At 70.0% G+C, this 23730-nt stretch carries 23 protein-coding genes and 1 pseudogene; 9 read left to right on the top strand and 15 right to left on the bottom strand.

Translation table 11 applies throughout. The annotated features are described in order from the left end of the window. Positions 1–39: 39 nt before the first annotated feature. From ABH925_RS33025 to ABH925_RS33005, 5 genes are all read right to left on the bottom strand, one after another. Positions 40–1056, bottom strand: a complete 1017-nt coding sequence (locus ABH925_RS33025; protein WP_370154090.1) for an amino acid--tRNA ligase-related protein — start codon at positions 1054–1056, stop codon at positions 40–42. Positions 1057–1194: 138 nt separating this feature from the next. Then, positions 1195–1542: a hypothetical protein gene (locus tag ABH925_RS33020; RefSeq protein WP_370154087.1), complete on the bottom strand. Its 348-nt coding sequence runs from the start codon at positions 1540–1542 to the stop codon at positions 1195–1197. A 416-nt stretch (positions 1543–1958) separates the two neighbouring features. Continuing rightward, the gene (locus tag ABH925_RS33015; protein WP_370154085.1) at positions 1959–3464 is read right to left on the bottom strand and encodes an MFS transporter; all 1506 of its coding nucleotides are present in this window, start codon (positions 3462–3464) and stop codon (positions 1959–1961) included. Continuing rightward, positions 3461–5401: an asparagine synthase-related protein gene (locus ABH925_RS33010; protein ID WP_370154082.1), complete on the bottom strand. Its 1941-nt coding sequence runs from the start codon at positions 5399–5401 to the stop codon at positions 3461–3463. Before ABH925_RS33010 ends, ABH925_RS33015 begins: the two co-directional genes overlap by 4 nt. Before the next feature lie 99 nt (positions 5402–5500). After that, positions 5501–5749 carry a hypothetical protein gene (locus ABH925_RS33005; RefSeq protein ID WP_370154121.1) on the bottom strand — a complete coding sequence of 83 codons (249 nt, stop codon included), beginning with the start codon at positions 5747–5749 and terminating at the stop codon, positions 5501–5503. Here ABH925_RS33005 and ABH925_RS33000 point away from each other — a divergent pair. Beyond that, entirely contained in the window at positions 5676–5972 is a 297-nt protein-coding gene (locus tag ABH925_RS33000) for a putative Ig domain-containing protein (protein ID WP_370154079.1), read from the top strand. The genes ABH925_RS33005 and ABH925_RS33000 overlap by 74 nt on opposite strands. A gap of 63 nt (positions 5973–6035) precedes the next feature. Here ABH925_RS33000 and ABH925_RS32995 read toward each other — a convergent pair whose 3' ends face one another. After that, a complete protein-coding gene (locus ABH925_RS32995; RefSeq protein WP_370154076.1) occupies positions 6036–6914 on the bottom strand; it encodes a MerR family transcriptional regulator in 879 nt (292 codons plus the stop codon). A 139-nt stretch (positions 6915–7053) separates the two neighbouring features. Between ABH925_RS32995 and ABH925_RS32990 the strand changes: the two genes are divergently transcribed. The 4 genes from ABH925_RS32990 (at position 7054) to ABH925_RS32975 (ending at position 10982) form a co-directional block, all read left to right on the top strand. Further along, positions 7054–7536, top strand: a complete 483-nt coding sequence (locus tag ABH925_RS32990) for a nuclear transport factor 2 family protein (protein WP_370154073.1) — start codon at positions 7054–7056, stop codon at positions 7534–7536. A gap of 334 nt (positions 7537–7870) precedes the next feature. After that, the gene (locus ABH925_RS32985; protein ID WP_370154070.1) at positions 7871–8461 is read left to right on the top strand and encodes a hypothetical protein; all 591 of its coding nucleotides are present in this window, start codon (positions 7871–7873) and stop codon (positions 8459–8461) included. A 965-nt stretch (positions 8462–9426) separates the two neighbouring features. Next, positions 9427–9630 (top strand): hypothetical protein, encoded by a 204-nt coding sequence (locus tag ABH925_RS32980; protein ID WP_370154067.1) that lies wholly within the window; start codon positions 9427–9429, stop codon positions 9628–9630. A gap of 110 nt (positions 9631–9740) precedes the next feature. Then, a complete protein-coding gene (locus ABH925_RS32975) occupies positions 9741–10982 on the top strand; it encodes a hypothetical protein (protein WP_370154064.1) in 1242 nt (413 codons plus the stop codon). An 86-nt stretch (positions 10983–11068) separates the two neighbouring features. Here the strand turns inward: ABH925_RS32975 and ABH925_RS32970 are convergent, their stop codons facing one another. The 6 genes from ABH925_RS32970 to ABH925_RS32945 form a co-directional block, all read right to left on the bottom strand. Then, positions 11069–11374, bottom strand: coding sequence for a hypothetical protein (locus ABH925_RS32970; protein ID WP_370154061.1), 306 nt, complete (start codon positions 11372–11374; stop codon positions 11069–11071). A 138-nt stretch (positions 11375–11512) separates the two neighbouring features. After that, positions 11513–11845: a hypothetical protein gene (locus tag ABH925_RS32965; protein WP_370154058.1), complete on the bottom strand. Its 333-nt coding sequence runs from the start codon at positions 11843–11845 to the stop codon at positions 11513–11515. A 211-nt stretch (positions 11846–12056) separates the two neighbouring features. Beyond that, positions 12057–12407 (bottom strand): nuclear transport factor 2 family protein, encoded by a 351-nt coding sequence (locus ABH925_RS32960; protein WP_370154055.1) that lies wholly within the window; start codon positions 12405–12407, stop codon positions 12057–12059. Between the two features lie 241 nt (positions 12408–12648). Beyond that, positions 12649–15780 carry an AAA family ATPase gene (locus ABH925_RS32955; RefSeq protein ID WP_370154052.1) on the bottom strand — a complete coding sequence of 1044 codons (3132 nt, stop codon included), beginning with the start codon at positions 15778–15780 and terminating at the stop codon, positions 12649–12651. Positions 15781–15970: 190 nt separating this feature from the next. After that, complete coding sequence (locus ABH925_RS32950) at positions 15971–16579, bottom strand: hypothetical protein (protein ID WP_370154049.1); 609 nt, start codon at positions 16577–16579, stop codon at positions 15971–15973. Between the two features lie 271 nt (positions 16580–16850). After that, on the bottom strand, positions 16851–17360 hold the full coding sequence (locus ABH925_RS32945; protein ID WP_370154047.1) for a hypothetical protein: 510 nt from the start codon (positions 17358–17360) through the stop codon (positions 16851–16853). Positions 17361–17883: 523 nt separating this feature from the next. Here ABH925_RS32945 and ABH925_RS32940 point away from each other — a divergent pair. The 3 genes from ABH925_RS32940 to ABH925_RS32930 all read left to right on the top strand — a co-directional run bounded on the left by ABH925_RS32940 (position 17884) and on the right by ABH925_RS32930 (position 20795). Continuing rightward, positions 17884–18597 (top strand): hypothetical protein, encoded by a 714-nt coding sequence (locus tag ABH925_RS32940; protein ID WP_370154045.1) that lies wholly within the window; start codon positions 17884–17886, stop codon positions 18595–18597. 481 nt (positions 18598–19078) lie between these two features. Then, positions 19079–20053, top strand: a complete 975-nt coding sequence (locus ABH925_RS32935; RefSeq protein WP_370154043.1) for a hypothetical protein — start codon at positions 19079–19081, stop codon at positions 20051–20053. Between the two features lie 580 nt (positions 20054–20633). Next, positions 20634–20795 (top strand): hypothetical protein, encoded by a 162-nt coding sequence (locus ABH925_RS32930; protein WP_370154041.1) that lies wholly within the window; start codon positions 20634–20636, stop codon positions 20793–20795. Positions 20796–20925: 130 nt separating this feature from the next. Here the strand turns inward: ABH925_RS32930 and ABH925_RS32925 are convergent, their stop codons facing one another. Next, positions 20926–21489: a hypothetical protein gene (locus ABH925_RS32925; RefSeq protein ID WP_370154039.1), complete on the bottom strand. Its 564-nt coding sequence runs from the start codon at positions 21487–21489 to the stop codon at positions 20926–20928. A gap of 206 nt (positions 21490–21695) precedes the next feature. Between ABH925_RS32925 and ABH925_RS32920 the strand changes: the two genes are divergently transcribed. Then, positions 21696–22826: an NUDIX domain-containing protein gene (locus ABH925_RS32920; protein WP_370154036.1), complete on the top strand. Its 1131-nt coding sequence runs from the start codon at positions 21696–21698 to the stop codon at positions 22824–22826. A gap of 96 nt (positions 22827–22922) precedes the next feature. Here ABH925_RS32920 and ABH925_RS32915 read toward each other — a convergent pair. Together ABH925_RS32915 and ABH925_RS32910 are read right to left on the bottom strand one after the other, a co-directional pair. Beyond that, a pseudogene (locus ABH925_RS32915) lies at positions 22923–23015 on the bottom strand (FAD-dependent oxidoreductase); the annotation flags it as partial. A 5-nt stretch (positions 23016–23020) separates the two neighbouring features. After that, on the bottom strand, positions 23021–23386 hold the full coding sequence (locus ABH925_RS32910; RefSeq protein ID WP_370154034.1) for a hypothetical protein: 366 nt from the start codon (positions 23384–23386) through the stop codon (positions 23021–23023). Between the last annotated feature and the right edge of the window lie 344 nt (positions 23387–23730).

Below are 23730 nucleotides of genomic sequence, written 5' to 3'. Positions count from 1 at the left end.
TTCCTTTCGAATTTCCGGTGGAAAATCGCGAAGCGTTGGTCAGGGGACGGCGGGGCGGCCGTTGGCACGCTCGAGAAGCTGCAGATCACGGATGTCGTCGTGCTGGAGCACAAACATGAAGAACCGCTCGACGCCCATGCCGAAACCGGCGGTGCGAAGCGGCCTCTCCTGCTTCATCTGCAGGTACCAGTCGTAGTCTTCCTCGGGCACCGCGTGCGCCGCGAGGGCGGTCCGGGCCCGCTCGGCGTCGACGTGCCGCTCGCCGCAGCCGATGATCTCACCGGGGCCGATCAGCAGGTCGGCGTTCAGGGCCTTGTGACCCGTCTCGTCCAGCGCCTGGTAGAAGGGCACCGAGAGGTGGTCCGAGTGGGTCAGCCAGACCGCGGGGCCGTACAGCTCCATCAGCCGGCGCTCCCCGGCCCGGTTGATCGTCCGCCACCCGTCGTGAAACTGGAAGTACTCGGGGGCGCCGTCCAGCGCCGCCACCGCGTCGTCGAAGGTCATCCGCGCTGTCGGGCGGTCCAGGAACTCCGTCAGGTGGCCGATGCCACCGGCGAACCCGGCGACCGGCTCCGCAAGGTCGCGGACCACGGCCGCGGCCAGGTGCCGCAGGTAGGCGTCGGAGACGTCCATGACCTCGTCCAGGCCGCCAGGGATCTCCGCCTCGCTGTGGAAGAACTGGGCGAGGTGGGTGGGGTCGGTCTCCTCACCGCGGAAGCTCGGCATCAGGTAGTAGCAACCGTCGCTGGCGATCCTGATGCCGTACTCCAGCAGGAACTGCATGGAGTCGGCGAGGTAGGTCGGGATGCCGAACAGATCCACCTGCACCGGCAGCGAGTCGCTGCCGAGGCCCATCGGGGAAGAGATGGACGAAGTGGTCACCGGCAGATGCAGCGCTCGCACGCCGCGGTTGCGCCAGAATTGAGCGGTCTCGTAATTCACGAGGTCCTGCAGATCGACGAGGGTCGAATACAGGGGGTCGTCGAGGATTTTCAGGTAGCGCGGATGGCCGGCTTCGGCATCCTGCACCAGCGTGCCTTCATTGACTATCGACACGTTATGCACCTCCGATTCGTATGGACCCGGCTGGTGTTCGCCGTTCTTCGAGATTTATCTTGCCGCCCCGCGATCCCGGATCTGTTCCGGTTTCTTCGCAGGCGGCGGGGAGAGTCAGGGAATTCGGATGGAATCGAGCTATGAATCGACCGGCGGCCGGCTCAGTAGCTCCTTGCGGTGGACGGTGCTGCAGCGCAGCTCGTCACCGGAGCCGGAGATCCACGGGCTGACGTCGAACATGGCGTCGGTGAGCGTGGGCACCTGGATCTCGCCGCGGACGCCGTCGAGTTCGAACCCGAGCGATGGGTTACCGGAGATGAAGATCGACCGGCGCTCGTAGGAGAATTCGCCGCTGGTACCGTCGGCGTTCCCCACCGCGTCCAACACCGCGCCGACCGGCAGGCCCTGATGCTGCATCGTCCACAGCACGCCTTCCCGCACGGCGGCGACGGTCTCCAGCAGGCCGGCGGAAGGGGGTGCGTCCACGGCCGGGGAACGGGGAGAAGAAGCTCAGCCCGTCGCCCAGGACGCTCGGCCGCATGGCGAGCAGCACCTTTGCCGTGGCCGGCATGAAGCTGGACACCCGCAGCTCTCTGGCTTCGGCGACATGCCGCCGCTGCTCCTCCCCGGTCAGCCGGACCATGGCCTGCTCGCCCTCGGGCGTGCACTGGCGCCACGGCCGTTCCCGTTTCAGGGCGAGGTCCGCGATGCCGTCCGGAAGTCGCCACCGCCAGGCCTCGCGCAGCCCGGACTCCCCGTTCCCGGCCAGCGCGCGGTGCTCCGTGACGGCGACCCGGGCAGCGAGGCGCGTCGCCGGGACGGGGAGAAGTCGCCCTCGTCGCCGCCGAGCTCCACCACGTCGAGAACGGGTTCCGACGGCGGCACTGTCCGGTACTGCGGGCCTAGCTCCGGGTGCACCCGGTATTCGCTGCTGAGCGCCGGATTGACCCGACGGCCCACTCCACCGCACGCTCCAGCCGCGCGGTATCGGTGTCGAGCTCGCGGAACGAGAACAGAAAGCAGGTGATGTTCTCGGACGGGATGGCTCCGTCCTCGCGTTGCTGGTACCGCAGGCCAATGCTCATGCGGCACGGGACACTCTGCCAGCCGTCAGGCCGGTCGGCCCTGGCGGGCGCTGTCATCGGGACCTCCTCGCGGATCGGGTTCGGTGGCGCGGTTGGCGACGTGGGAGTGCCGGTGGCGAACGGCGGCCAGGCCGATGGCGTGCAACAGGGCGGCCGCGACCTGCGCGGCCGCGAGCCCGAGAAACACACCCCGCGCAGGCCCACCGCGTGGATGGCCGAACCGGTGACGAGCCAACCCGCGGTGGCCCCCGTCATAGCGAGGGCCGTGGCGACGGTGATGGTTTCGGAGCGCAGGTGGGCCGGTACCCGCAGGGCGCGCACGGTCGTGACCGGCGCGCTGGACACTCCGTTGAGCAGGCCCGCGACCGCCAGGCAGCAGATCAGCGTGGTCACGCCCAACGGGAGGAGCAGCCCGAGGAAGGACAGCGCGAGCAGCCCGCGGCCGGCCACCGCCAGCACCGACACGGAGAGCCGCCGCAGCAGCGGCCCCACCAGGAGCGTGCCGAGCAGCGCGCCGCTGGCGAACGCCCCGGACAGCAGACCGGCCACCACTGGCCGCCCGTGACCGAGCGTCAGGGCGATCACCGGGATCGCGGCGAACAGTCCCTGCCAGGCGAATTCGGACAGGGTCAGGGCCACGGACCAGGTGGCCAGCAGCGGGTCCGACCGCAGGGTCCGCACACCGGCCGTGAACGAGCGCCGGTCCGGCGGCGGCCGGACAGGTTCGGCCGCGGGCAGGTAGCGCCGCAGCAGCAGAACCGAGACCCCGAAGCTCGCCGCGTCCAGCACGATGACCCGGGCCGGGCCGAGCAGCCCGACGAGCAGCCCGGCCAACGGCGGTCCGATCATCAGGCTCAACCGCATGGCGCTCTCCAGCACCGCGGTGGCCCGGCTCAGCAGGTCCTCGTCCTCGCCCGTAACACTCGGCAGCACCGACTGCTGGCTGGCGGCGTATGGCGCCCAGAAGCCGCCCATGGCGAACATCACCAGGGCGATCGCACCGACGGTCAGCCGGCCGCAGGCCGCGAGGACCGGCAGCAGCGTGATCAGCGAACCGCGCATGCAGTCACCGAGAACCATCACCCGGCGCGGCCCGAGCCGGCCCGCCCAGGAGGCGCCCAGCACCCCGAAGAGCGCGGTGCCGGTCAGCCCCGCGCCCATCACCAGCCCCATGTCCCTGGGCGAATGCGTCAGTGTGAGCACCAGCCAGGGAACCGCCACCAGGCTCAGCGCGCTCCCGAAGACGGACACCGTCTCGGCCGCGAGCAGGCCTCGCAGGGTGTCGTGCCGCCAGATCCCGGCCTGGGCGGGGGCCGTGGTCACGATCGGTGCCCGAGGACCTGCTCGGTGAAGTCGATCAGACGGGGCCAGTCGAACAGGGCCCGGAGCGGGACCTCGCGCCCGAAGCGGCGCTCGACGCCCACCAGGCTCTCGGCGAGCAGCGAGCGTCCGCCGAGCTCGAAGAACGAGTCCTCCGGGCTGATCACGTCGATCCGCAGCACCTCCTGCCACACCTCGACCATCGCCGCCACCGCAGCCGCGTTCACCCTCTGCGAGTCGACCGCCGTGCGGGTGGCCGAGCCGGCCGTCCCGGATTGGACGAGCACCTTGATCAGCGGTGCGCCAGGGTCCTCCGCGATCGTCCAGAGCAGTTCGTGGCAGTCGGCGGCCATCGCCTTGAGCAGGGTGGCGACGAAGGCGCCGGCGCGGTCCTTGTAGCGGGCGTCGTAGGTGGCGGGGTACGTCGACTTGACCCGGTTCAGCACCGGCTGGGGCACCAGGTCCTTGGCGAACTCGCGCAGTTGGCTCTTCGTCCGGCCGCCCACGAACTTCATCTCTGGGGGGACGCTGTACATGAAGGAGTACAACGTGTGGTCCGCGAAGGGGAACCGCATCTGCACCCCCGCCGCCGTGCCCAGCCGCTCGGCGTGCAGCATGGTCTGCTCCTGGAGGCGTCCGGCGGTCAGGTAGTCCAGCTGCCGGACAGCGCGACGGGTCCGGGTGTCCGTCGCCAGGGTCGGCACCTCCGCCAGCGCGGCCCGGAACACCCGATCCAGATGGGCGTCGGCGTCCACGGCGCACAGCAGCTCGCCGCTGAACAGGCCGGCGCCGGTGCCGTAGGGGACGCCGAACCGGCGGGCCTGCTCCAGCCACGGGAAGGTGCTGAGCTCCTGAAGGGAATCGAGCTCGCCGTACAGACCGCCGGACATGGTGTCCGCGGCCTCCCCGCAGACTACGACCGGAACGCGCTCGGCCGCGCGCCGGGCCAGCAGGTAGGGCGTGACGTTCTTGTCCCCGAACGGCGAGGTGTGGTCCTTCGCTGCGAGGACTTCGGAGATGGTCACCGGGTCGCAGACCTCCGGCACGCTGACCAGGATGTCCTGGTGGTCGCAGTCCCAGAAGCCGACGACGTCCTCGATGAACGGCCGGTCCGGGGTCTTCGCCGCTGTCTGCTCGAACGCCACGGTGAAGGTGACGGGCCTGCGGTTGTTACCGGTGGCGACCAGAGCGGTCGGCACACTCGGGTCCAGACCGCCGGAGAGCAGTACCCCCGGATCCTGGCCGGTGATGTCCCGGGAGACGGAGTCCCGCAGGAGCTCCTCGGCCCGGGCGATTGTCGCCTCCTCGTCCAGGTCGTGCTCCCGGGCCTCCAGTGCCCAGTACCAATGCGGCACCACCTTGTCGGCAGTGACGCGCACCAGCGAGGCCGACGGCACCTCGCTGACTCCGCGCAGCCCGCTGCGGCCGGTTTCGCGCATCTTGGTGATGACGGCACACACGCCGTCGGCGTCCAGTTCCGGCGTCATCAGCGGGTGGACGGCCAGGACGGCCAGATCGGAGGCGAAGAGCACCCCGTCAGCGGTCTGGAAATAGCTCAGCGGCTTGATACCCATTCGATCCCGACCGAGCACGAGTTCACCGCTGCGCTCGTCCCAGATCGCGAAGGCGAAAGCGCCATCCAGGTGTTCGGCCAGCGCAGAGCCCCACCGCAGATGTCCGCGCAGGATCGGTTCGGCCGGCGACGGCCGGTCCCCGCCGGCTGTGCCACCGCCGACGGCGGCGCACAACTCGGCGGCGTTCTTGAGGTATCCATCGCACACCGCAGCCGCGACCGTGCGCCCGTTCTCCTCGGCCACGGTCGGCCGGGCGGACCCGTGCCAGGCCTGGTCGGTCCGCTGGATCAGGGCGGCGTGCCGCCCCAGCCAGCTCGCAGCGTCCCGGCGGCCGCGGACCACGAGGTCGGACGCCGTCCGGGCCACTGTCAGATGTTCTCCCGTCAGATCACGTTTGTGATCGAGCCACCCTGCGATACCTGACATCCCGGTGCCTCATCTCGGCCGAAATCGCATTGACGGCCGTCAGACTAGCCACGCGGCATACCGAATCATTTTCATCCGGTTTCCACGGAGGATCCCAAAAAAGGAACACAGGAAGAAACGCTGGGCTTCGGCGTAGTCGCATGGCGTCCGATCCGTGACTGTCTGCGCATCGAACTGGGGCTCGGATGCGAGTTGGGCACATGCTTCGAAGATCATGGAGCTCTTGCCGGCCGGGATGTCGATCAGCTCCTCTGGGCTGGTCTCCGGCACACCGACCACGACCGTCACGGTCACCGCCTCCTCCGGCTCGGCCGCCGGATCGGCCCCGTTCGGCTGGACCGTCAACCCGGCGGGGGGCGGCAGCCTGAACGGCGCGCACAGGATCTCGCTCTCCGGGCGCCTGCTCCGAACGCGGCCGGCGCGGGGTCATCTGGTCGGTTCACCCCTTTGTCCCTCGTGGTCTGGGACACCCACCAGCCGGCCTGACCGCGACGTGCCCGGCAGGCCCTGACAACTGCGCCCGGCGCCTGACCGCGAACCCCGCCCCGCCGACTCGCCCGACTGGCTCTTGGCGCTACGCCTGCGGCACCGGTCGCGGCGTTCCCTGTGCGGTTTCGGATGACTGGGCTGCGATGCCGGTGCGGAAGACGGGCCAGCAGACCTCGGTGCGCCACAGGGCACTGTCCGGGGTCTGTCGCTGGTTGACCAGGTAGTACTCGCGGATCGGGCCGTCGACGGCCAGTGCGTGGCGTGAGACGAAGGCGGCCAGCGCGCCGTAGGCGCGGTCGACTTCGGCGGGCGGGCCGCAGTGCTCGATCACGGCGAGCTCGATCGGAGGCAGGAGCAGCGGCGCGACCCGGCCGACCGGCCGCAGGGGGCCCTGGCAGGGCACGAAGACGGTGGCCTGTCCCCGGTGCAGGGTGAACAGTTCGTCGCAGTACACGCCGCCGGCATGTCCGGTCTCCCGGAGTCCCTGGCCGGCCATCGTGGCGAACAGCTCGCCCAGGGCGCCCTGGAACCAGGCCCCGACATCCTGGACCTCGACCGTCGCTGTGACCGCTGCGGTCTGGACCGCGCCGACGCTGCGCAGCTCGATCCCGGGCGCGTGCGCGGACACGGGCAGGGTGAGCAGGTCACGCAGCGCTGCGACCGCGCGCTGGGTGCGGCCCAGCTCCTCCTCCAGTCGGGTCAGGTGCGCGCTGATGTGCCGGTTGCGGGTCGCCACGTCCGTGGCGGCAAGGACGGTTCTGACCTCCTCCAGCGGCATCCCGAGGTCCCGGAACCGGCGCACCACCCGGGCGGTGGGGATCTGCTCGGCCGAGTAGCGCCGGTACCCGGTCTGTGGGTCGACTTCGACTGGTTCCAGCAGGCCGATCTCGTGGTAGTGGCGCAGCGTTTTGACGGTCATGTGGGTGGCACGTGAGAAATCGCCGATCGACAGGTAGCTCGTCACCCCTCGATTGTGGGCCCTCCCCCAGGGGGAGAGTCCGGCGGCGATGTCCCCCTTGACCCTCCGGCGACGGCCGCCCGGAGCCTGGTGCCCTCGGCCGGATCCCGGCCGAACACCCACTGAGCAAGGGAGTTGACCCACCATGGCGCAGATCACCAGCACGGATGTCGACCAGGTCGTGCAGCGCTACATCGCTGTGTGGAGCGAGCCTGACGTCGCCGCCCGCGAGCGCGCCGTCGCCGAGCTGTGGGCCCCGGACGGCATCGAGTTCGTCGAAGGCACCCAGTTCCGCGGCCATGCCGGGCTGGCGGACCGGGTTACGCAGGCGTACGGGCTGTTCGTCGCCTTCGGTGAGTACCACGTAACGGACGACAGCCATGTCACCGTTCACGACGACGTCGTGATGTTCACCATCCAACTGACCCACGCCAAGGGCCCGCAGGTCGACGAGGTGGCCTGGGCCGCCCGGGTCTTCCTCGTGCTGGACGACGACGGCCGGATCGTGCAGGACTACCACCTGACCGTGCAGCCGTTTCCCCCTGTCGAACATCACCCCCGTACCGCTCCAGGCGACCGCACTCGGAAAGACCGGCGGCGCCCCAGCCGTGTATGGCTGGGGTGCTGACCGCGCGGTTCACTGTGCGGCGCGCTGCAGCAGGCCGCCCAGCGGCAGGACGCGTTCGGTGGCACCTACGCCGCACGGCACGAGATCGGCGTCGACGGCCGGCTGCGCGAGTTCTGCCTGCGCAGCCCCCTCGATGTGGCCGAGGATGACCAGTGGGTCACCGAGGCCGGCTGGCCAATCTTCCGCGCGAACGGCTAGCGACTTGGCCGGGCCGAATGACGCCTCCTGGTCGACCGGACCGAAACCCGCCCCAGCAGGCCCTGAACCGCTCGCAGCCGCGCGGCGTATGCCTGGTGGATGTCCCCGCGCTTGAAGCTCGGAAGGGAGTCGCGCCATGGTTTGCGACGTGCGTGCACGCCAGGTCGGCGTCAGCGCCAGTCCCGCCGGTACTGACCGAAGCCGACGACGGAAGAGCGGATGGGCTGTTTTCCTGATCGTCGCATCGATGGTCGGCCTCATCGTCCTGAACGTGGGGTTGTGGTATCCCTCGGTGCCGCTCCTCGGCTGCGTGGAGCTGATCCTGCTGATCCTGCTGTGTACCGGCGTTGCCGCGGCGCGGGGAAGCGACGCCCGCCGGGCGGCCCGGGTCCACGCACCGTCGGGAGACACGGCGACGGCCACGAAGGCCGGCCAAGTCCCGTCCGAAGAGTCAGGGCCGCCCGGCCCCGGTGCCGAAGCCTTGTCGAAGCCGGAACCGGCTGCCGCCGCTGACACGCGTTGGGGGGCCACACGGCCGACGGCGTTGATCGTGATCCAGGAACCGGAGCCGCTGCGCTGGAGGGACCACGTGACCCTTCGTGGTGTTCGCGATGACCAGCCGTACTACGAGCTCAGGGCCTCGTCCGGGGAGATGGCGGAGCAGATCCGGGTGTTGATGGAGGCCGACGGCTGGCGGGTGTCCGTGGAGCAGTTCGTCGAGCGCTGACTGGGAACCCGTTCCGCAGGTACCGGTTGTGTCTCGCGCAGGAGGAAGGGGACGTACCCGTAGCGGGCGCCGTTGACCTGCAACTCCAGGCCTGGCCGCCCGGATGGAACCGGCGTGTGGTCAGTGCCACGAACTTCTGGCCGCGGGTCAGAGCCAGCTTCTGTCCGGGGGCGAGAATGTGCGTGCTGAGCTTGTACACCCTGGGTGCCAGCGCGCCGTTGGCCTTGCGGTAGTGCACCACGTAGTCAACGGCGGTCTTGACCGGCTCGGCCCCGGTGTTCGTGATCGTCATGTCGAAGGTCAGTGTCCCGCCGACCGTGACCGTGTCGCTGTGCAGGTGGGGGCCGTCCACGCTCAGGTCGTCCGCCGTGCCGTAGCCCAGCAGTGCGAGGGCACCCGGATCCGCCTGCTTGATCAGGGTGCGCAGCCCGTGGCGCACGACACCGGCGACCTTGCCGGCCGTGCCCGGTGTCGCGGTCTCGGTCCAGCGGCGGGCGGTGGTGACGGTCAGGGCGGGGTCGGAGCGGCTGACTGTCCACTCCCGGGGTCCCGCAGATCATCTGCGTCTGCGTCTGTGCCGACCAAATCGGACTTTCGACGTCGACGCGCGCTGGCATACCGGGCGTGGTACGACGTGGGACCAGGTATCAGTGAACTGATGATGACTCAATGTGCCGACTACAGCACCGTGTACGCGCTGCTGTAACTGGCCGGCACGGCGTTCCGCATCGAACGCCTGGGTACGACAACGAATGTGACGATGGCTTCCCGATGAGTCTTCCGCAACTTCCAGGACGACGGACGGTGCCTGTGCCGCGCTTCCTTCGGACTCGCCCTGCGGCGTCGGTCCCCAAAGTCCCTACCGCGTCAGGGCGGTGTCGATATCCCGGCCCCGGTGAGCACTTCACCTGCTTGCGGGCTGCTATGTTCTCGCAAGATCACCGTCCAGTAGAAGGAGTGCACACATGCTCAACGGTCTTCCTGAAATCTCGGTCACACGGATCGCCGCCCTGGCAGCGGTCAGCGCAGGTTTGATAGTCGGCACGGCTGTGGCGGTTGCTCCGGCCGCCCCGACGACGGCTGAAGCCCGAGGCTGCCACATCTCCACCCTGGTGGCGGCTGAGCCCGCCCACGCCGCGGAGCTCTTCCGGCCGGCCGGGTGCTTCTGACCCCCTGGTAAGGGGTGATGTGACGAACAAGGACACCTGATGCGGGTCGTGCGACCGCTGAGAGTCGCACGGCCCGCTTTCGGTTCCACCTAGTCCCAAGGAGACGACCCGTGCAGACCACCCTGACCGAGCAGCGCCTGATCGGCCTGGCCCGGACGCTGACCCGGGTACGAGCGGACAGCCCGTTCTACCGTGAGCTGATCCCGGACGTGGAGATCGGGCCCGACAACGCCCCTGGTCTGCTGCGACAACTGCCCTGGCTCGACCCGGCCGGCTGGGCCTCGGTCCGCGAGCAGCTTCGCACCTCGACGTTCGACGGGATCGCCACCGGGTTCACGAACGGCACCTCCGGTGTCCCGAAGGCGTTCTACTCGACCGAGGCGGAGCGTGCGGCCCTGAGGTCCAGTCGAGTCGGCGACGGGCGTCGGCGACTGCAGTTGGTCGGTTTCAACCACGGGGCCGTGGTGGGACTGGACCTTGCCGGGGAAGGGGACTTCGTCCCGCTGCTGTCGATGCGCTACTTCGACCTGGCGGCCGACCTCATCGCGAACGGCTCCGCCGACGGGAGCCGCATTCGCGTCCTGGCGGGCACGGTGCGGCAGATCAAGGATCTGACGCTGCATATGCAGCAACGCTTCGGCGCCATCTCCGGACTCGGCATCGAATCGCTGGAGGTCGGGCGTGAATTCCTGTCCCGCGGCTGGGAGTCCCGGCTGCGGGACTGGTGGGGTGCGGAGATCGACGTGGTCTACGGCTTCTCCGAGCTGCGCATGTGCAACGCGGTCAAGTGCCGGGTCTGCGCGCACCATCACTTTCCTCCGTCATGTGTGGCGGAGGTCGTCGATCCGGCCGATCCCGACCGCTATGTTCCGCTCGGCGGGCGCGGTAGCCTGCTGGTGACAGCGCTGCACCCCTACGTCGAGTTCGAGCCCCGGATCCGCTACCGGCCCGGCGACCTCGTCCAACTCGCCGCGCAGGCCTGCCCGAAGTGGGGGGAACCGGGGTTCCTCCCGTTGGGGCGGGAGGCGCACTGCGTGGCGTCCGGCGAGCAAGGGGAGTTCATCACTCCCGCCGACTGCGTGTCCGCCCTCGCCGACCTGCCGCAGGTCGCGGTCAGTCCCCGGCATCTGTACCCCGATGCCGACCAGCGGCACTACGAGGCGGGAAGCCCCCGCTTCAAGCTCGTCGACGAGGCCGCGGGCCCTGTCGTCCGTGTGGAGCTCCGCTTCGACCCGCAGGTCTGGCCGCAGGAGGCGCAGGCCGTCGCCGACGCTGCCCGGAAATCCCTTCCGCCAGGGATCCAGGTGATCCTGCACGGTCCCGGACAGCTCGAAGACGTGACCCTCGTCTAGCTCGGCGATCCGGGTGAATTCTAAGCGCCGACCGCGCCCCTGGTACGCCGTCGGCCGGAGTTGCGTCGGCCCACCCGCCATGATCATCAGGTGGTCATTTCCCGGACATGGAGGCAGGGCATGAAGCGGACGGCAGTGAAGCCGAGCAGATCTGCGGGTATCAGTGAGCGACGTGATGGGGCCCGGTCGTCCTCGACGGGCCACTGGACTTGCGGTTCACACTGAGGCGGGGCGGGTGGCGGGCAGACGAAGAGTACCCGCGCCCCCGACTCGGCGTCGTTGTCGGTGTCACGCACCACGGCGCCGAGCACCGGCGTATGCCCGGTGTTGGTCACCGTGATCCGGTGCGGGACGTCCGTTTTCCGGTTCGACGCATTGCCTGCCCGCTTCAACTCCTTGACTCCTCTCCTTGACTCCTCGGATTGGGGGCCGAAGCCACTTGAATGGCAGGCTCATGACATAGTGCGCTCCGGGAGTGGCCCGTCCCGTCCTGCTTCAGTGCGTGAGTCCTGGCAGTCGCTTGTGTGGCGTCATTGCGGTGCCAGTCCCGCCCAGTGGCGGTAGGCGTGGATCCATTCCGCGCCCCCGGGGGCGGAAGTCGGCAGGGGCAGATTGAGAAGGCCAACGGTCCGCCGCTGGCTGCCGCGGGCGCAGATCGCCACGATCCCGCCCACCAGGAGATCGACGCCGATGACCTTCACCTCTTCCCCCGGGACTTTGGTGACGAACGGCATGCCCAGGTGCTTTTGGACCTTCGCGAACAGGCCCGCAATTTCCTCGTCCTCGCCGTGGGCGTGGACGGTTGCCGCCTGTACCAGCTTGTCCAGGCGGGCCCCGACTTGGCTGTCGGCTCGGGCCCCCACGATGCCAAGTGACGTGTCGCATCCGACGGGGCTGCGCCACGAATAAGGCGCCGATGTCGTCGCGGTGCGCCAACTACGCCACCATGGGGCCGCAGGCTGCCCCCGGTCGGACGCTGACTGCACGAGCTGCCCCTTCCCTCTCATGGGATCCGGTACGGAACCGTCGGCTTGGCCTTCGCTCCCGGGCAGGGCAGACGGGGCGTGCCAGGGCTCAGGAGTTCGGCGCGAGTGTGTAGCGAACGGTCTGGGCGGCGATGAGGCCGTCACGGAAGACGAAGGTGTCCACCCCGTGTTCGGCCCGCCCGTTCCCGGAGTCAGCCGCCCATTCCAGGAACAGCACCCCACCGGCGAACGTGGTGATCCTCAGATCCCACTTCGCCTTGGGCAGGTCGGTGAACAGTTGGACGAAGGCCTGCCGGACCCCGTCCCGGCCGTGACGGACCCCGCCAGGGGTGATCAGTACCGCGTCCTCGGCGAAGTTCGCCGCGATGGCGTCCACGTCTTCTGCCAGCAGCGCCTTGCCGTGGCTGGCGAAGATCTCCTGCGGGGTACGAGCGGTCATGTCTTTCACACGCGGCCCTTTCGAGTCGAGCGGGCGGCCGGGCCGCCCGCGCCCTGAGAATTGAACAGACCCTGCGACGGCCGGGCAGGCGGCAAGCACGCCGCCCGCGCACAGCCCGCCGGTCCCCTTGGGTGCCGGCGAGGGCCGCCCGCTGCTCTTGACCGTGGGCGGTTGCCCTCCGGCGTCGGGTCAAGGAGATCATCTGGCCCGTTTCGGGGGCCAGGACGGACTACCGGAAGGATTACCGGATGAAACCCGGGGCTGGTGCGTCTGAGCATGTTCGTTCTGTCTCGACGGTGGCGGATGTGTGGCGCGCTCGGGCGAGCGACGTCAGCTTGGCTCTGGCGTCCGCGCCCAGCCTTCGGCCTGTCTGCTCGATCAGTTCGCAGACATCGTGCTCGGTCAGGAGCAGGGCCTGGGCGATCTGGCGGTCACTGTGGCCGAGGCCGACCAGATGAACCAGTCTGTGCTCGGTCAGGGAGAGGCTCGGCGGCATGGGTGGTGCCGGCCTCGGGCGCACTCCTGCCCTGGCAAGTGCTGTACGTACCTGGCCGGCCAACAGGATGCTGCCGCAGCTGTCCGCGAGGTCGAGTGCCTGGGTAATGGCCTGGCGGGCCTGATCGGCGTCCCCGGTCTGCAGCTGCGCGGTCCCCAGCGCGTAGTGGGCCCGGGCCAGCTCCAGGCGAGCGGGGGAACGTTTCAGCAAGGCCACGGCCTCACACAGCAGAGCCTCTCCTTCCCGCCCGCCTTTGATGACGCCCAGACAGCGCGATGCCAGGCCGATCGCTCGCTCGGTTCCCCACCGGTGGGCAAGTTCCAGCTCCTCGGTGGCCAGCTGGAGTGCGTCGGTCCGCTGTCCGAGCGCCAGGTGCAGCAAGGCCGCCCGTGATCGCCAGGGGGCCATGGTCAAGTTCGTGACCTGGGCGTGCCTTTCTTGCGCGCCGTAGTCGTGCAGGACCGCGAGGGCTGCGGCCGGATTGCCTCGGGCTACGAGCAGGCGGGCGCGGGCGAGGTGCGCCATGCCCTGCCAGGACCACCCCGCCCGGTCGGTGTCGGCATCGGCCGCGAGTACTGCGGTCGCTGTGGCCAGGTCGCATCGCTCGATCAGCGATTCGCCCATCTGGGTCATCAGCAGCAGCCTTACCCGATGCTCCCTACCCTCCTCGGCTGCGGCAGCGGGGTGTCCGAAGTCCGCAGTGAGCGGAAGCTGCTGGCCACGGCGGGTCTGGACGAGCAGCTCCCAGGTCATGGCGGCCTCCACCATCCGGAACGAGCCCCATCGCCCGCCCATTTCGGCGATCTGGTCGAATCGCGCTGCCGCGTCGTCGAGGCGGTCGGTGGCCACGAAGGCCACGCCTGCCAGACTCACAATCATCTGGGATGTGTCCATTGCGGCCAGCCCGCCTCGCAGGGCCCGGTCGAGCAGGTCGTTGCTGGCCTGGGCGCTGGCATCCCCGGTGATGGCCGAGGCGGACAGAGCGGCCAGAACCGCGCACTCACCAGGGGTGTCGCCGGCCAGCTTGTAGTCCCACAGCCGCCGCGCGTGCCGCCGGGCCGCGGGGACGGTGGACAGCTGGTAATAACCGATCAACAGCATCTGCGCCTGCAGAAACCATGACACCTCACGAGAACGGCCAGTACCGTCGCCGGTATGCCGTAGGTCCTCCACCGCGCGGCCAAGGACATCGAGAGCGCTGTCTTGCTGATGTCCGAGAAACAGCGCGTTGGCGAGCAGGCAGGCCGCGTCAGCCCGGGCATACGGGTCGGTCAACACCGCCCCGGCCTGCGCCAGATGGTGCCTGGCCGCACGGACATCGACCTGCAGCTCGTCCTTGCCCAGTTCCAGCAACAACGCGCCGCGCTGTTGGGCGGATACCGGCTCGCGCAGGGCCCGGCGCAGATAGGTCACTGAGGCCTCCGGGGCTCCGCGGCCACGTGTCGCCCGTGCCGCCTGCCGCAGAGCGTCCACCCGCCAGTCCTCACCGCCAGGTTCGGTCAGCAGCAGGTGCGCCGCCAATAGACCGTCGGCCGCGCCGTCGCGCCTGAGCAGCTCGGCGGCTCTCGCGTGGCCGGCGGCCAACTCCACTGGGCCCACAACGGCTTCAGCGATCGCGGAACGCACCAGGTGATGACCGAACCTGGGCGGCTCACCGGGCGCCAGGACGCCGATCCGCCGCAACCGGCGCCCATGCTCCCGAGCCTCGGCCTCGCCCAGCCCCGCCAGCTCGGCCGCCAGATGCCAGGCGGCCCCGTCTCCCAGGACCACCAGGGCCCGCACCAGACGCAGGGCGGGCTCCGGCGCGTCCGCCAGCTGCTTGACCACCGTTGCCGTCAGGATCCGGTCCCGGAACTCGTGCACCACAGGTGCCTGATCGTCGGACGGTGTGACCTCGTCGTCGGCCAGGGTCCGCAGCAGCTCGCGCAACAGCAACGGGCTGCCCTCGGTGGCCTGGGCGCAAGCGGCGGCGAACCGTGGTTCGGCGGGCCCCAGGCTTGCCCGCACCAGCTGGGCCACACTGTCGCCCTCAAGCCCGGGCAGGCCGACCGGCCGGCAGTACGGCAGCTCGGCGATCCGCTCCAGCAGCGGCTCGACCGGGCTAGAGCTGTCCGGGCGTCCCGCCAGCACCATCAGCAGGGGCAGATCCCGCAGACGCCGCGCCAGGTACTCCAGCCACCGCACCGATGGGAGGTCCGCCCAGTGCACGTCGTCGACCACCAGGGCGACCGGCCCGTCATCGGTGACGTGCACCATCAGCCAGTACAGGGCGTGCAGAAGGCCCAGCGACGCCTCGGGTGGCAGCTCACCGGTCCCCACCACCCGCAAAGCGTGCGTCGCCAACTGCGCTGGACCCGACAACAACTGAGACCGCCCCGCCTCACCGGCCCGGGCCAGCAAGGGCTCGGTCAGCTGCCGCAGCACCGCGAAGGCGAAGTCCCGTTCCAGGTCCGCCCCGCTCGCGGACACCACCCGGATCTCCCGCGGACGCTGGACGGCAGCCCAGGCGTCCAGCAGCGCTGTCTTCCCCATCCCCGCGCCGGCCCGGACCAGCACCACCTGGCCCCGGCCGGCACGGGCCTCCCGCGCCGCACCCTCCAGCGCCCCCAGCTGGCTGCTGCGCTCAAGCAGGGCCGATCCCCTCACACTGTCGTCGGCACCAGACTCCGCCGACCGACCTGAACGGGCGGCCGCGAGCAGCGCGGCCGCCTGAACTTCGGTCAGCCCGAGTGCCGACGCCAGCATCTGCACCGTGCGCTTGTGCGGGCGCTCCCGCCTGCCCCGCTCAAGTTCACGGATCGACCGGGCCGCCACCCCAGCAGCCTCCGCGAGCTCCTCCTGCGTCAGCCCAGCTGCCCTGCGCAACTCCAGCAGCATGACACCGAACGGTGTCAACCCATCCACTCCCGTACCGCCTCCGTCATTGTGAGAGGGGCCCGCCCGAAGCACCCTGGTGAAGGGTCCGGCACGTCCCGCCCATGGGATGCTACTCACCGGTAATCGACCAGACCCTACCGGCGGGATCCGGAGCGGTCACGTCGTCGCACGCCGTGCTGCCGGCGTGGGTTCAGGGGTGGAAGAGCTGCAGGATGGTCCTGACGCGTCCCTGGGCGTCCAGGGCGATGTCGTAGTCGTTACCCCCGAAGCACTCGAACGGCGGCTTCTGGTGGGGGATCGTGGCGCAGGCGTTCACCGTCCGCACCAGCGTCGCGAGGTCGACCTGGAAGGCGGCCGGCTGGTCGTTCATCAGCTCGGCCGTGACCCCGCCGGGCGCGAACGCCCAGTCTCGTGCGGGGCCGACCGGGTCGTATTCGATGTCGTTCATGACGTCCGCCCCGCACTGCAGCCGGGTCGCGGTCGCGGTCAGCCCGGTCCCGGTCGCGGAACGCGCGTGGACCACGATGTGCCCGGGCTGCCGCGCGGCGGCCGTGCAATTGTCGGCCGACGGGGTCGCGGTGGGCCGCCGCGGCGCGTGTGAGGGGGAGGCCGTGGCCGTGGGCGTTGACCAGGTCGGCGCGGCGTCAGGCGTGGTGGCGGCGAGCGTGGTGGTCGTGGCCAAGGGGGTGCTCGGTGACGGCGGGGCCGCCCCGGTGGTGCCGGTGTGGCCACCGCAGGCCGCGAGAGCGAGAACCGTGGCGGCCACGGTAGCGGCGGCGAGCGATCGACGTGCGGTCATGGCAAAGACCCCCTCAGGTGACCGGGCGTGCCCCGGGCGGGCACCAGATGTCCGGTAAGCCTCCACACGTCCCCCACACAGGCCCGGTTGCCCCTGTTACCGTTCCGCGACATGCCCCCGACAAGAATGCGATCCTCCGGTCTGGGGACGGATAAGGTGCCTTGATTTCTACGGGGGTGAAGGGGGAGCCCCCTCCGCACCGTGGCTCCCGATCTCGCCGGAGAAACACCCGCTCCCGATCCCAGCGGAGGGGCCGACGCCGGGCGTGTCGTCAGATGCGGACCGGTAGGGCCAGTGGGCCGTGCATGATGCCGCCTTGGGTCCAGGTCAGGTCTTTGCCGGTTCCGGCCAGGCGCAGGCCCGGGAGCCGGTGGAGCAGTGTGTGCAGAGCGACCGTGCCTTCGAGGCGGGCCAGCGGGGCGCCGACACGTCGCGGAGTGAAGGACCGGGCGACGGGTCCGCGCAGGCGGGCGTGGTCGGGCGGGTCGGACATCAGCATGTGGGAGCCGAATCCCTGGCCGCGCCCCTGATAGGCAAGGACGCCTGCGGCGTCGAGGGCCTCGCGACCGGTGCCCGGGTCCTTGAGCAGGTCAGGGTGGGTGAGGGCGACGCGGGCAAGCTCGTAGTCCAGGACCAAGTAGAGGTCGAGCCCGCGGGGCTGCCGCACCCGTTGGACCCTGCCGCGCCCGCGCAGGCCGGCGTAGCGGGCATGCGCCTCGGCTTTGAACGCGGCGTCGTTGATGAGCGGTGTCCGCTGCTCGTCGGCCGCCACAGTGGTCACGGTGGTCCCCTCCCCGTCCACAGACGGCCCCCGACCGTCGTGATCATTGTGCTCGACCGGTCATCTCGGACGACAGCCAGCCCCGTATACGTCCCGCCCGGGACACTCCGCCACAAGACGCTCTGGCTGCTCCAGCTGGCCGGCACCGGCCGCAGCGGCCCCCGGACCAGGCCCGACTCCTGACCGAGCACCAGGTAACCACGCTGATCGAGCGGAATCGCGCGGGGCTGGCGCCAGAGCCGAGCCGATGTCGCAGGCCCGAGTGCGCCACGAAGCCAGCATCGGCGAGCAGAGCACATGTCCTCAGGCGCACCAGTGGCGGGTTTCGTCCCGTAGTTCGTCCGGTGGTTCTTCCTGGTCCCCGAGCAAGTCGGATGATCTCCTTTGCCTGATGTAACCGCCCGCTGGCACCCAGTGGGTCATAGTCGGCCCTATGCCGGGCCGGCTTCAGCCTTCTGCCCTTGATCGCAGGTTCCTTGGGCACGCACGGATCGCGCGTGCTTTCTCTGGGGGTAATACTTCTGTGAAGCTCCGCACCACTGCGGCCACCACTGCAGCCACCGCTGTGGCCGCCACCGCCGCTGTCCTGGCCGTCGCCGCCGCCACGCCGGCCATCGCGGCCACCGCCGCGAGCCCGACCTCGCTGACCCTCAAGGCCAGCACCACCCATGCCGAGTACGGCCAGTGGGTCGCGCTGTCCGCCCACCTGGGCCCGACCGCGAGCAACCGAACCGTCGAGATCGACAACGACCGCTCGATCGTCAAGAAGGGCCGCGTCGACGCCCACGGCAACCTGACCGCCTGGGTCAAGGCGGCCCACAACGCCACCTTCGTCGCCAAGTTCACGGGGGACTCGCGCGACAAGGCCGCCACAGCCCACGTGCGTATCAACACCGCCGCGCAGATCACGGCCCGCTTCATCAACGGCTCGGCCGGCGCCGACGGCTACACCGTCTACCTGGCCGGCGTCGGCAACTGGCCGGAGCTGCAAATCGAGGTCGCGCCCGACAAGTCCGGCGAGCCCGTCACCACGCACATCCAGCAGCTGGTCAACGGCTCCTGGATCAACGTGACGCTGTCCGACCCGGACGCCACGCTGCTGAACGGCAGCCACGTCCAGTTGACCTACGACAAGCTCTGGCCGGGCCTCACCTTCCGCGAATACGTGAGCTACGCGGGCGACGCCACCAACACGGGCAGCTCCACCAACTGGCAGTACGCCCAGATCGCTGGCTGATCCTCCACATGCCGCCGCACCGTCGTCCTTGGCCCTGCGTCGCTGACTAGCGCCGCGCCTGGCAAGGCCCACCACTGGACGAAGAGCACAGCCCCACGGTCCGGTGACCTGGAGCCCAGGACACCGACCGTGGGGCTGTGCCCGCCATGATCTGGCTCCCAGGCTGAGCCTACGGCACCCTCAGCGTCACCCGACGCACAAGGCTGACGTCACGGATCAACACACGTCACAGCATGCGAAACGCCGTGATCAGACATGCCGGCGCGCTTGGCGAACGTACCGCCGCTGAACTGAAGGAGCGCCCGCCTTGGCGGCGTCCCGGCAGGCACTGGATATTGCCTGCCGTATACATTCGGGCCCCCAGATGGGGGCTTGGGAGGCCGTCTTGTGGGGGTGGGCCGATGGCCTACCAGCCGGTAGCTTGCCAGCGGTGTCTCCGCAGAGGATGACGGCTGCTCAACAAGATGCATTGGAAAGAGTCATGACAGACATGCTCCTTGTCGTGGTACCCGGGCTGCTGGGTGCCTTCGGCATCGCCATGATGGTGGCGGTCGTCCTGAGGATGCGGCGGCTGCGGGCCGCCTGGAACAGCGGGATCACGGCCGAGGGGTCGTGTGTCGCCGCCTATGTGGTGACGACGATCACAACCACCCGCGGGCAGCACGGTGTCAGCAGCAACAGCAGCAGCGCCTGGCATCACGTTTACGAGTTCACCGCCTCCGACGGGCAGGTGCGGCGGTTCAAGGAGGCGGGCGGACCGAACACCGTGGTGCGCGGTGACAGAGTCGTGATTCGATACCCCGCTGGACGCCCCGACCGGGCCACTGGCATTCCACCCAGCGAGCAGCCCAAGCAACTGCTCCTGACGGCGGTCGCGCTTGCGTTCCTCACCCTGTTCGTCGCGTTCAGCGTATTCATGGGGTTCCAAATGAACGACGGGCCAGACCAGGCAGGAAGCGGAAGCCAAGGCGCGACCCATCCGGTCCCCGCGCCGCCCGCCGGCTGGCCCACCGGGCTCCCGACGGCCCCGCCCGCCAGCTGGCAGCCGACCGCGTCCGGAAGCCACACCATGACCCCGGCAGCTCCCGTCGGCGCGACGACGACCGGCGCGTGGTCCGCCGAGAACGGCCCCCTGACCGTGACCGTCGTCCAGGTCGTCAACACCGGCGGGAAGGTCAGTTTGACGGTCAGGGCGCACGACAGCGCCCACGAATCGGTGACCCTGCCGGTCTTCAGCTACTTCACCGCGACCGACGACCAGGGCAACTCCTACACGGCACAACCGCTCGCGCCGATCACCGTCCCGGCAGGCGGCACCGTCTCCGACACGCTCACGCTGGAGCAGACCGTCCCGGCATCCGCTCGGCGCCTGAACGTCGGATGGACCACCATCTTCTCCCAAGGTCCCCCACTGAACGGCTCGATCACCGTCAGAGGAGTTCCGCTGCCACAGTAACCCGCCACTCCAGGCATCCTCACCGCCACCCATGTCGGCGGGAACCGGAGCCGATACGCCCCGGGCGATCCCTAAGTCGGGTAGCCGGATCACGTTGCCGTGACCCGGCCCCCTCAGAACCGGACGTGCCAGGCATCCCGGCATCCGGGTCAAGCAAGCCACGAGAGCTTCGCAGGTCAGCAGGGCGTTGTGGCCCCTTTGCCGTCGCCCGCGTGGTGCTGGCGATGGCATTCGGGCTTCGGGGTTGCCGGTGTCGCGTCGCCTTGCTCCGCGTCTGCTGGCCCGGTCACGCGTGGACTTCGGCCCGCGCCAGCCCAGTTGGCCGTCTTCGTCGTACCAGTACTGCTGGATCCACACCTGCCGCAGCACCTGGACCGCGGGCAGGTCCCGCAAGCCGATCGGGGCCCGCGGGTCGTAGAGCGCCTTCAGCAGCCGGATGCCGTCCTGGCCCACGTGCAGCACATGGGCGGCGACGGCCTCGGTGCCGCGTGGAAGGCGCTCCGTGCCGTAGTCCCGGCCTGTGTGACCGCGGGCGTCGGTCGCAGCGCGGATTGTAGGGACGGCACGGTGACGTGTGCGGATGGAATCCCGTCCCGGTCCGGGACGGCCGGTGCGGATCTTCGGCGAGGACGTCGGCATCGCCCAGGGCCCGGACGACGTGGCCTGGATGATCGACTGGGCCGCACTGCCCGAGGACACCCCCGTGACCTTGCGCGCCGGCGGACCAGGCGACTGGGGGTGAAGCGGCGTGGCCGTCCCCGGCCTCGACCTGGGGTTGTGCGCCGGGGACGGCCACCGGCAGTCTGCCCTGCCGCACGCCGCCCACACGCTGGTGGGCCCTGCCATCGGGGGGATGTGGCAGGACCCACGGGTCAGACTACGACTACCGCCGCGCCACCGGGAATGCTTTCGCCCTCCCCGGCTGCGCGCAGGCCTGCGTCGATCTCCTGCCAGACCTCGTCGATCGGATCGCCCAGGGCGTGAGCGACGGCCTGGGCGTGGGTGGCCTTGAAGTCGGCCAGGCACAGCAGCAGGTTGTAGAAGTCGGCCTCGTCCCTGGCCATCACCTCGGCCGACGCCGGAGTCAGGACCTTCGCCAGCACCCGCGCCAGATCGCTGTTCCCTTCCCGCTGGACCGCCGCGGCCAAGGCCGCCGCGATCTCCTCCGGATCGCGGCCACGAACCTCCGCCAGGACCGGGAGCAGGTAAGACAGAGTGAACACCAGGCTGGTGGCCAAATTGATCGTGCCCTGCCTGCCGCCGACCTCCAGGTCGCGGCGCACAACCCGGGAGATGATCTGCCCGGCCGGGGAATCGATCGGCCGCTGCGCCTCCCGGGAGGCCGGCTCCAGCGAGGCCTTCAGCAACGGCACAACCAGGTCCAGCGCAGTCTCCTTCACCACGCGGCGCTGCCGTGGTCGGGGCGCTTCGGTCATGAGCGCCAGCATGCACCCGCCAGGCTCCCGGCGAGCAGGAATCCGCCCACATCGTTCCCGCCGACTCCGCGTGCCGCTCCGCGCCCGGACAGACAGCCTGAGCCCTGTCGGTCCGTCAGGGACTGGGCGGTGCCACGGACGGGTGACGCCATGTCAGAGGTGGCTGCAAGTCTCTGCTGACCACAGAGAGCAAGGAGTGTTCGCCCGTGACCATTACTGCCGATCACCTGCGCCGTACGGCGTCCCGCTACCTGGCCGCGCGCCCCGAGCAGCGCGAGTTCGTGGGGCCGCTGCTGGAGCTGCTGGACCAGGGCGTGGACCTGACCGACCGCCGCGAGTGGCGCGGCCACGTGACGGCCAGCGCCGTGGTGCTGAACCCGGACGGCCAGGTCCTGCAGATCGCGCACGCCGCCAGCGGGAAGTGGCTGCCCGCGGTCGGCGGCCACCTGGAGCCGCAGGACGACTCACTCACCGGGGCGGTCCTGCGCGAGCTGAGCGAGGAGCTGGGCCTGGCCCCCGAGGACCTGGTGTGGTTGCTGGACGACCCCGTGCACATCGACGTATTCCCGATCCCCGGCCGGGAGACCCGGGGCGAATCGGACCACCTGCACCTGGACTTCTGCTTCCTGCTGACCACCGAGCGCACCGACTTCCGCCTGCAGGCCGACGAAGTCCACGGCACCGACTGGCGCTCCCTGGAAACGCTGGTGGACGTGCGGCTGCGCGAGGGCGTGCGCCAGGCCCTGACCCGGGTGCAGATGCCAGCCCAGCGAGCCCACTTCCTGGCGCAGCTGCCGCGGGCCTTCTCGGCTGCCTGCGCGGTGGTCACCGACCCGCAGGACCGGGTGCTGCTGGTCAAGTGCCACAATCGTGCCCCCTTCGGTCCGCCCGGCGGGGTGGTGGAGGCCGGGGAGAGCCCCGAGCTTGCGGTGTGTCGGGAGCTGGCGGAGGAGACCGGCCTGCAGCTGCCGCCCGGCCGGCTGCTCGCGGTCTCCTGGATCACCGCCGGCGGCACCAGCGTCAGCGATATGCCCGGGGTGCAGTTCGTCTTCGACATGGGCACCGTGCCCGCCGGCACCCCGCTGGTTCTGCAGAGCGATGAGGTCGCCGAAGCCGCCTGGGTCGCACCCGAGGACCTGCTGCAGTACATGGGGCCGCTGCGGGCCGAACGGATCCGCGCAGTGCTCCAGGCCCGCACCGACGGCGAGGTCCGGATCATCACCTCCTCCCGCGCCGAGCCGTTGACCTGGATCTGGGTGCGGTTGCCGGCGGGTGGGGCTTTGAAGGTGCCGCCGTCTTTGCCGTTGGTCCAGGTCTGGCCGGTGAACGCCCGGTAGGTGACCGGGGGAGTGCTGCCCGTGGGCTGGGTGGAAGTCGGGCAGCCGCATCGCGCCGGCCTCGGCGTGCAGGGCCTTGTCGGCGAAGATCCCGCGGAAGGTCTTGATGCGGCCGCCGACCCGGTTGCCATTGGCCTCGATGACCACGACCTGGTGCCCGGCCGCTTTCAGCAAGGTGGCGGCGGTCAGCCCGGCTACTCCGGCGCCGATGACCAGGACCTTCTTGGCCGTGCTCTGCGGTGCGGGCGGGCGGGGAGCTTGCCGTCGATCAGTACGTTCAGGTACTCCAGGTTCAGGTCGCTGCCGTCCTCGCCGACCAGGAGCAGTTCGCGGGCCAGGTCCCGGCTGGCGGCGGGGCTCGCGCCGCTGGGGAAGGTCTCGGGTGAGGCGGCTGGCGCCGGCACGGGTTTAGTGCCCGGCTGGACGTGCGGGGCAGTGGTGAAGGCCGTGCCACTGCTGAGGGCGGCCAGGGCGGCGGCCGAGCCGAGGAAGGCGCGACGGCCGACACCGGCGCCGCTTTCTGCCGGAACGTCAGAGGAAGGAATGGTGCGCTGGGACATGCGCTCTCCGGAAGGGACATGGGTGACGGAGCGGACACGACGTCAACACTGCCGCGCGCCCTACGGCACGGGGCGCCGCTACGATTCCCCAGCCGAGTGACCAGGCGGGGCCGGGCAGGTGTTCGACCACGTGTGGTCACCATCCCTGATCGACGGGCCCGCCACGCAGCAGCACGTCCGCACCGCGCCAGGCACACACCACCAAGCACGATCGAGACCAGGGCACGCGAGGGCCTCCCGGCGCCGAGAAGAGGCTGGGACGCCATCGTCGTCGTCTCGGGCGCTCTGGTCGGCGGCAAGGCAATGCTGTCGGAGCCTCGGGTTAAGGTGAGCGGCCGACGTAC

This window comes from Streptacidiphilus sp. EB129, assembly GCF_041262645.1.
In the GTDB taxonomy this organism is placed as follows: Bacteria; Actinomycetota; Actinomycetes; order Streptomycetales; family Streptomycetaceae; genus Streptacidiphilus.
Note: the sequence above shows the minus strand (reverse complement) of the source record. Positions and strands in the feature narration are given on the sequence as shown.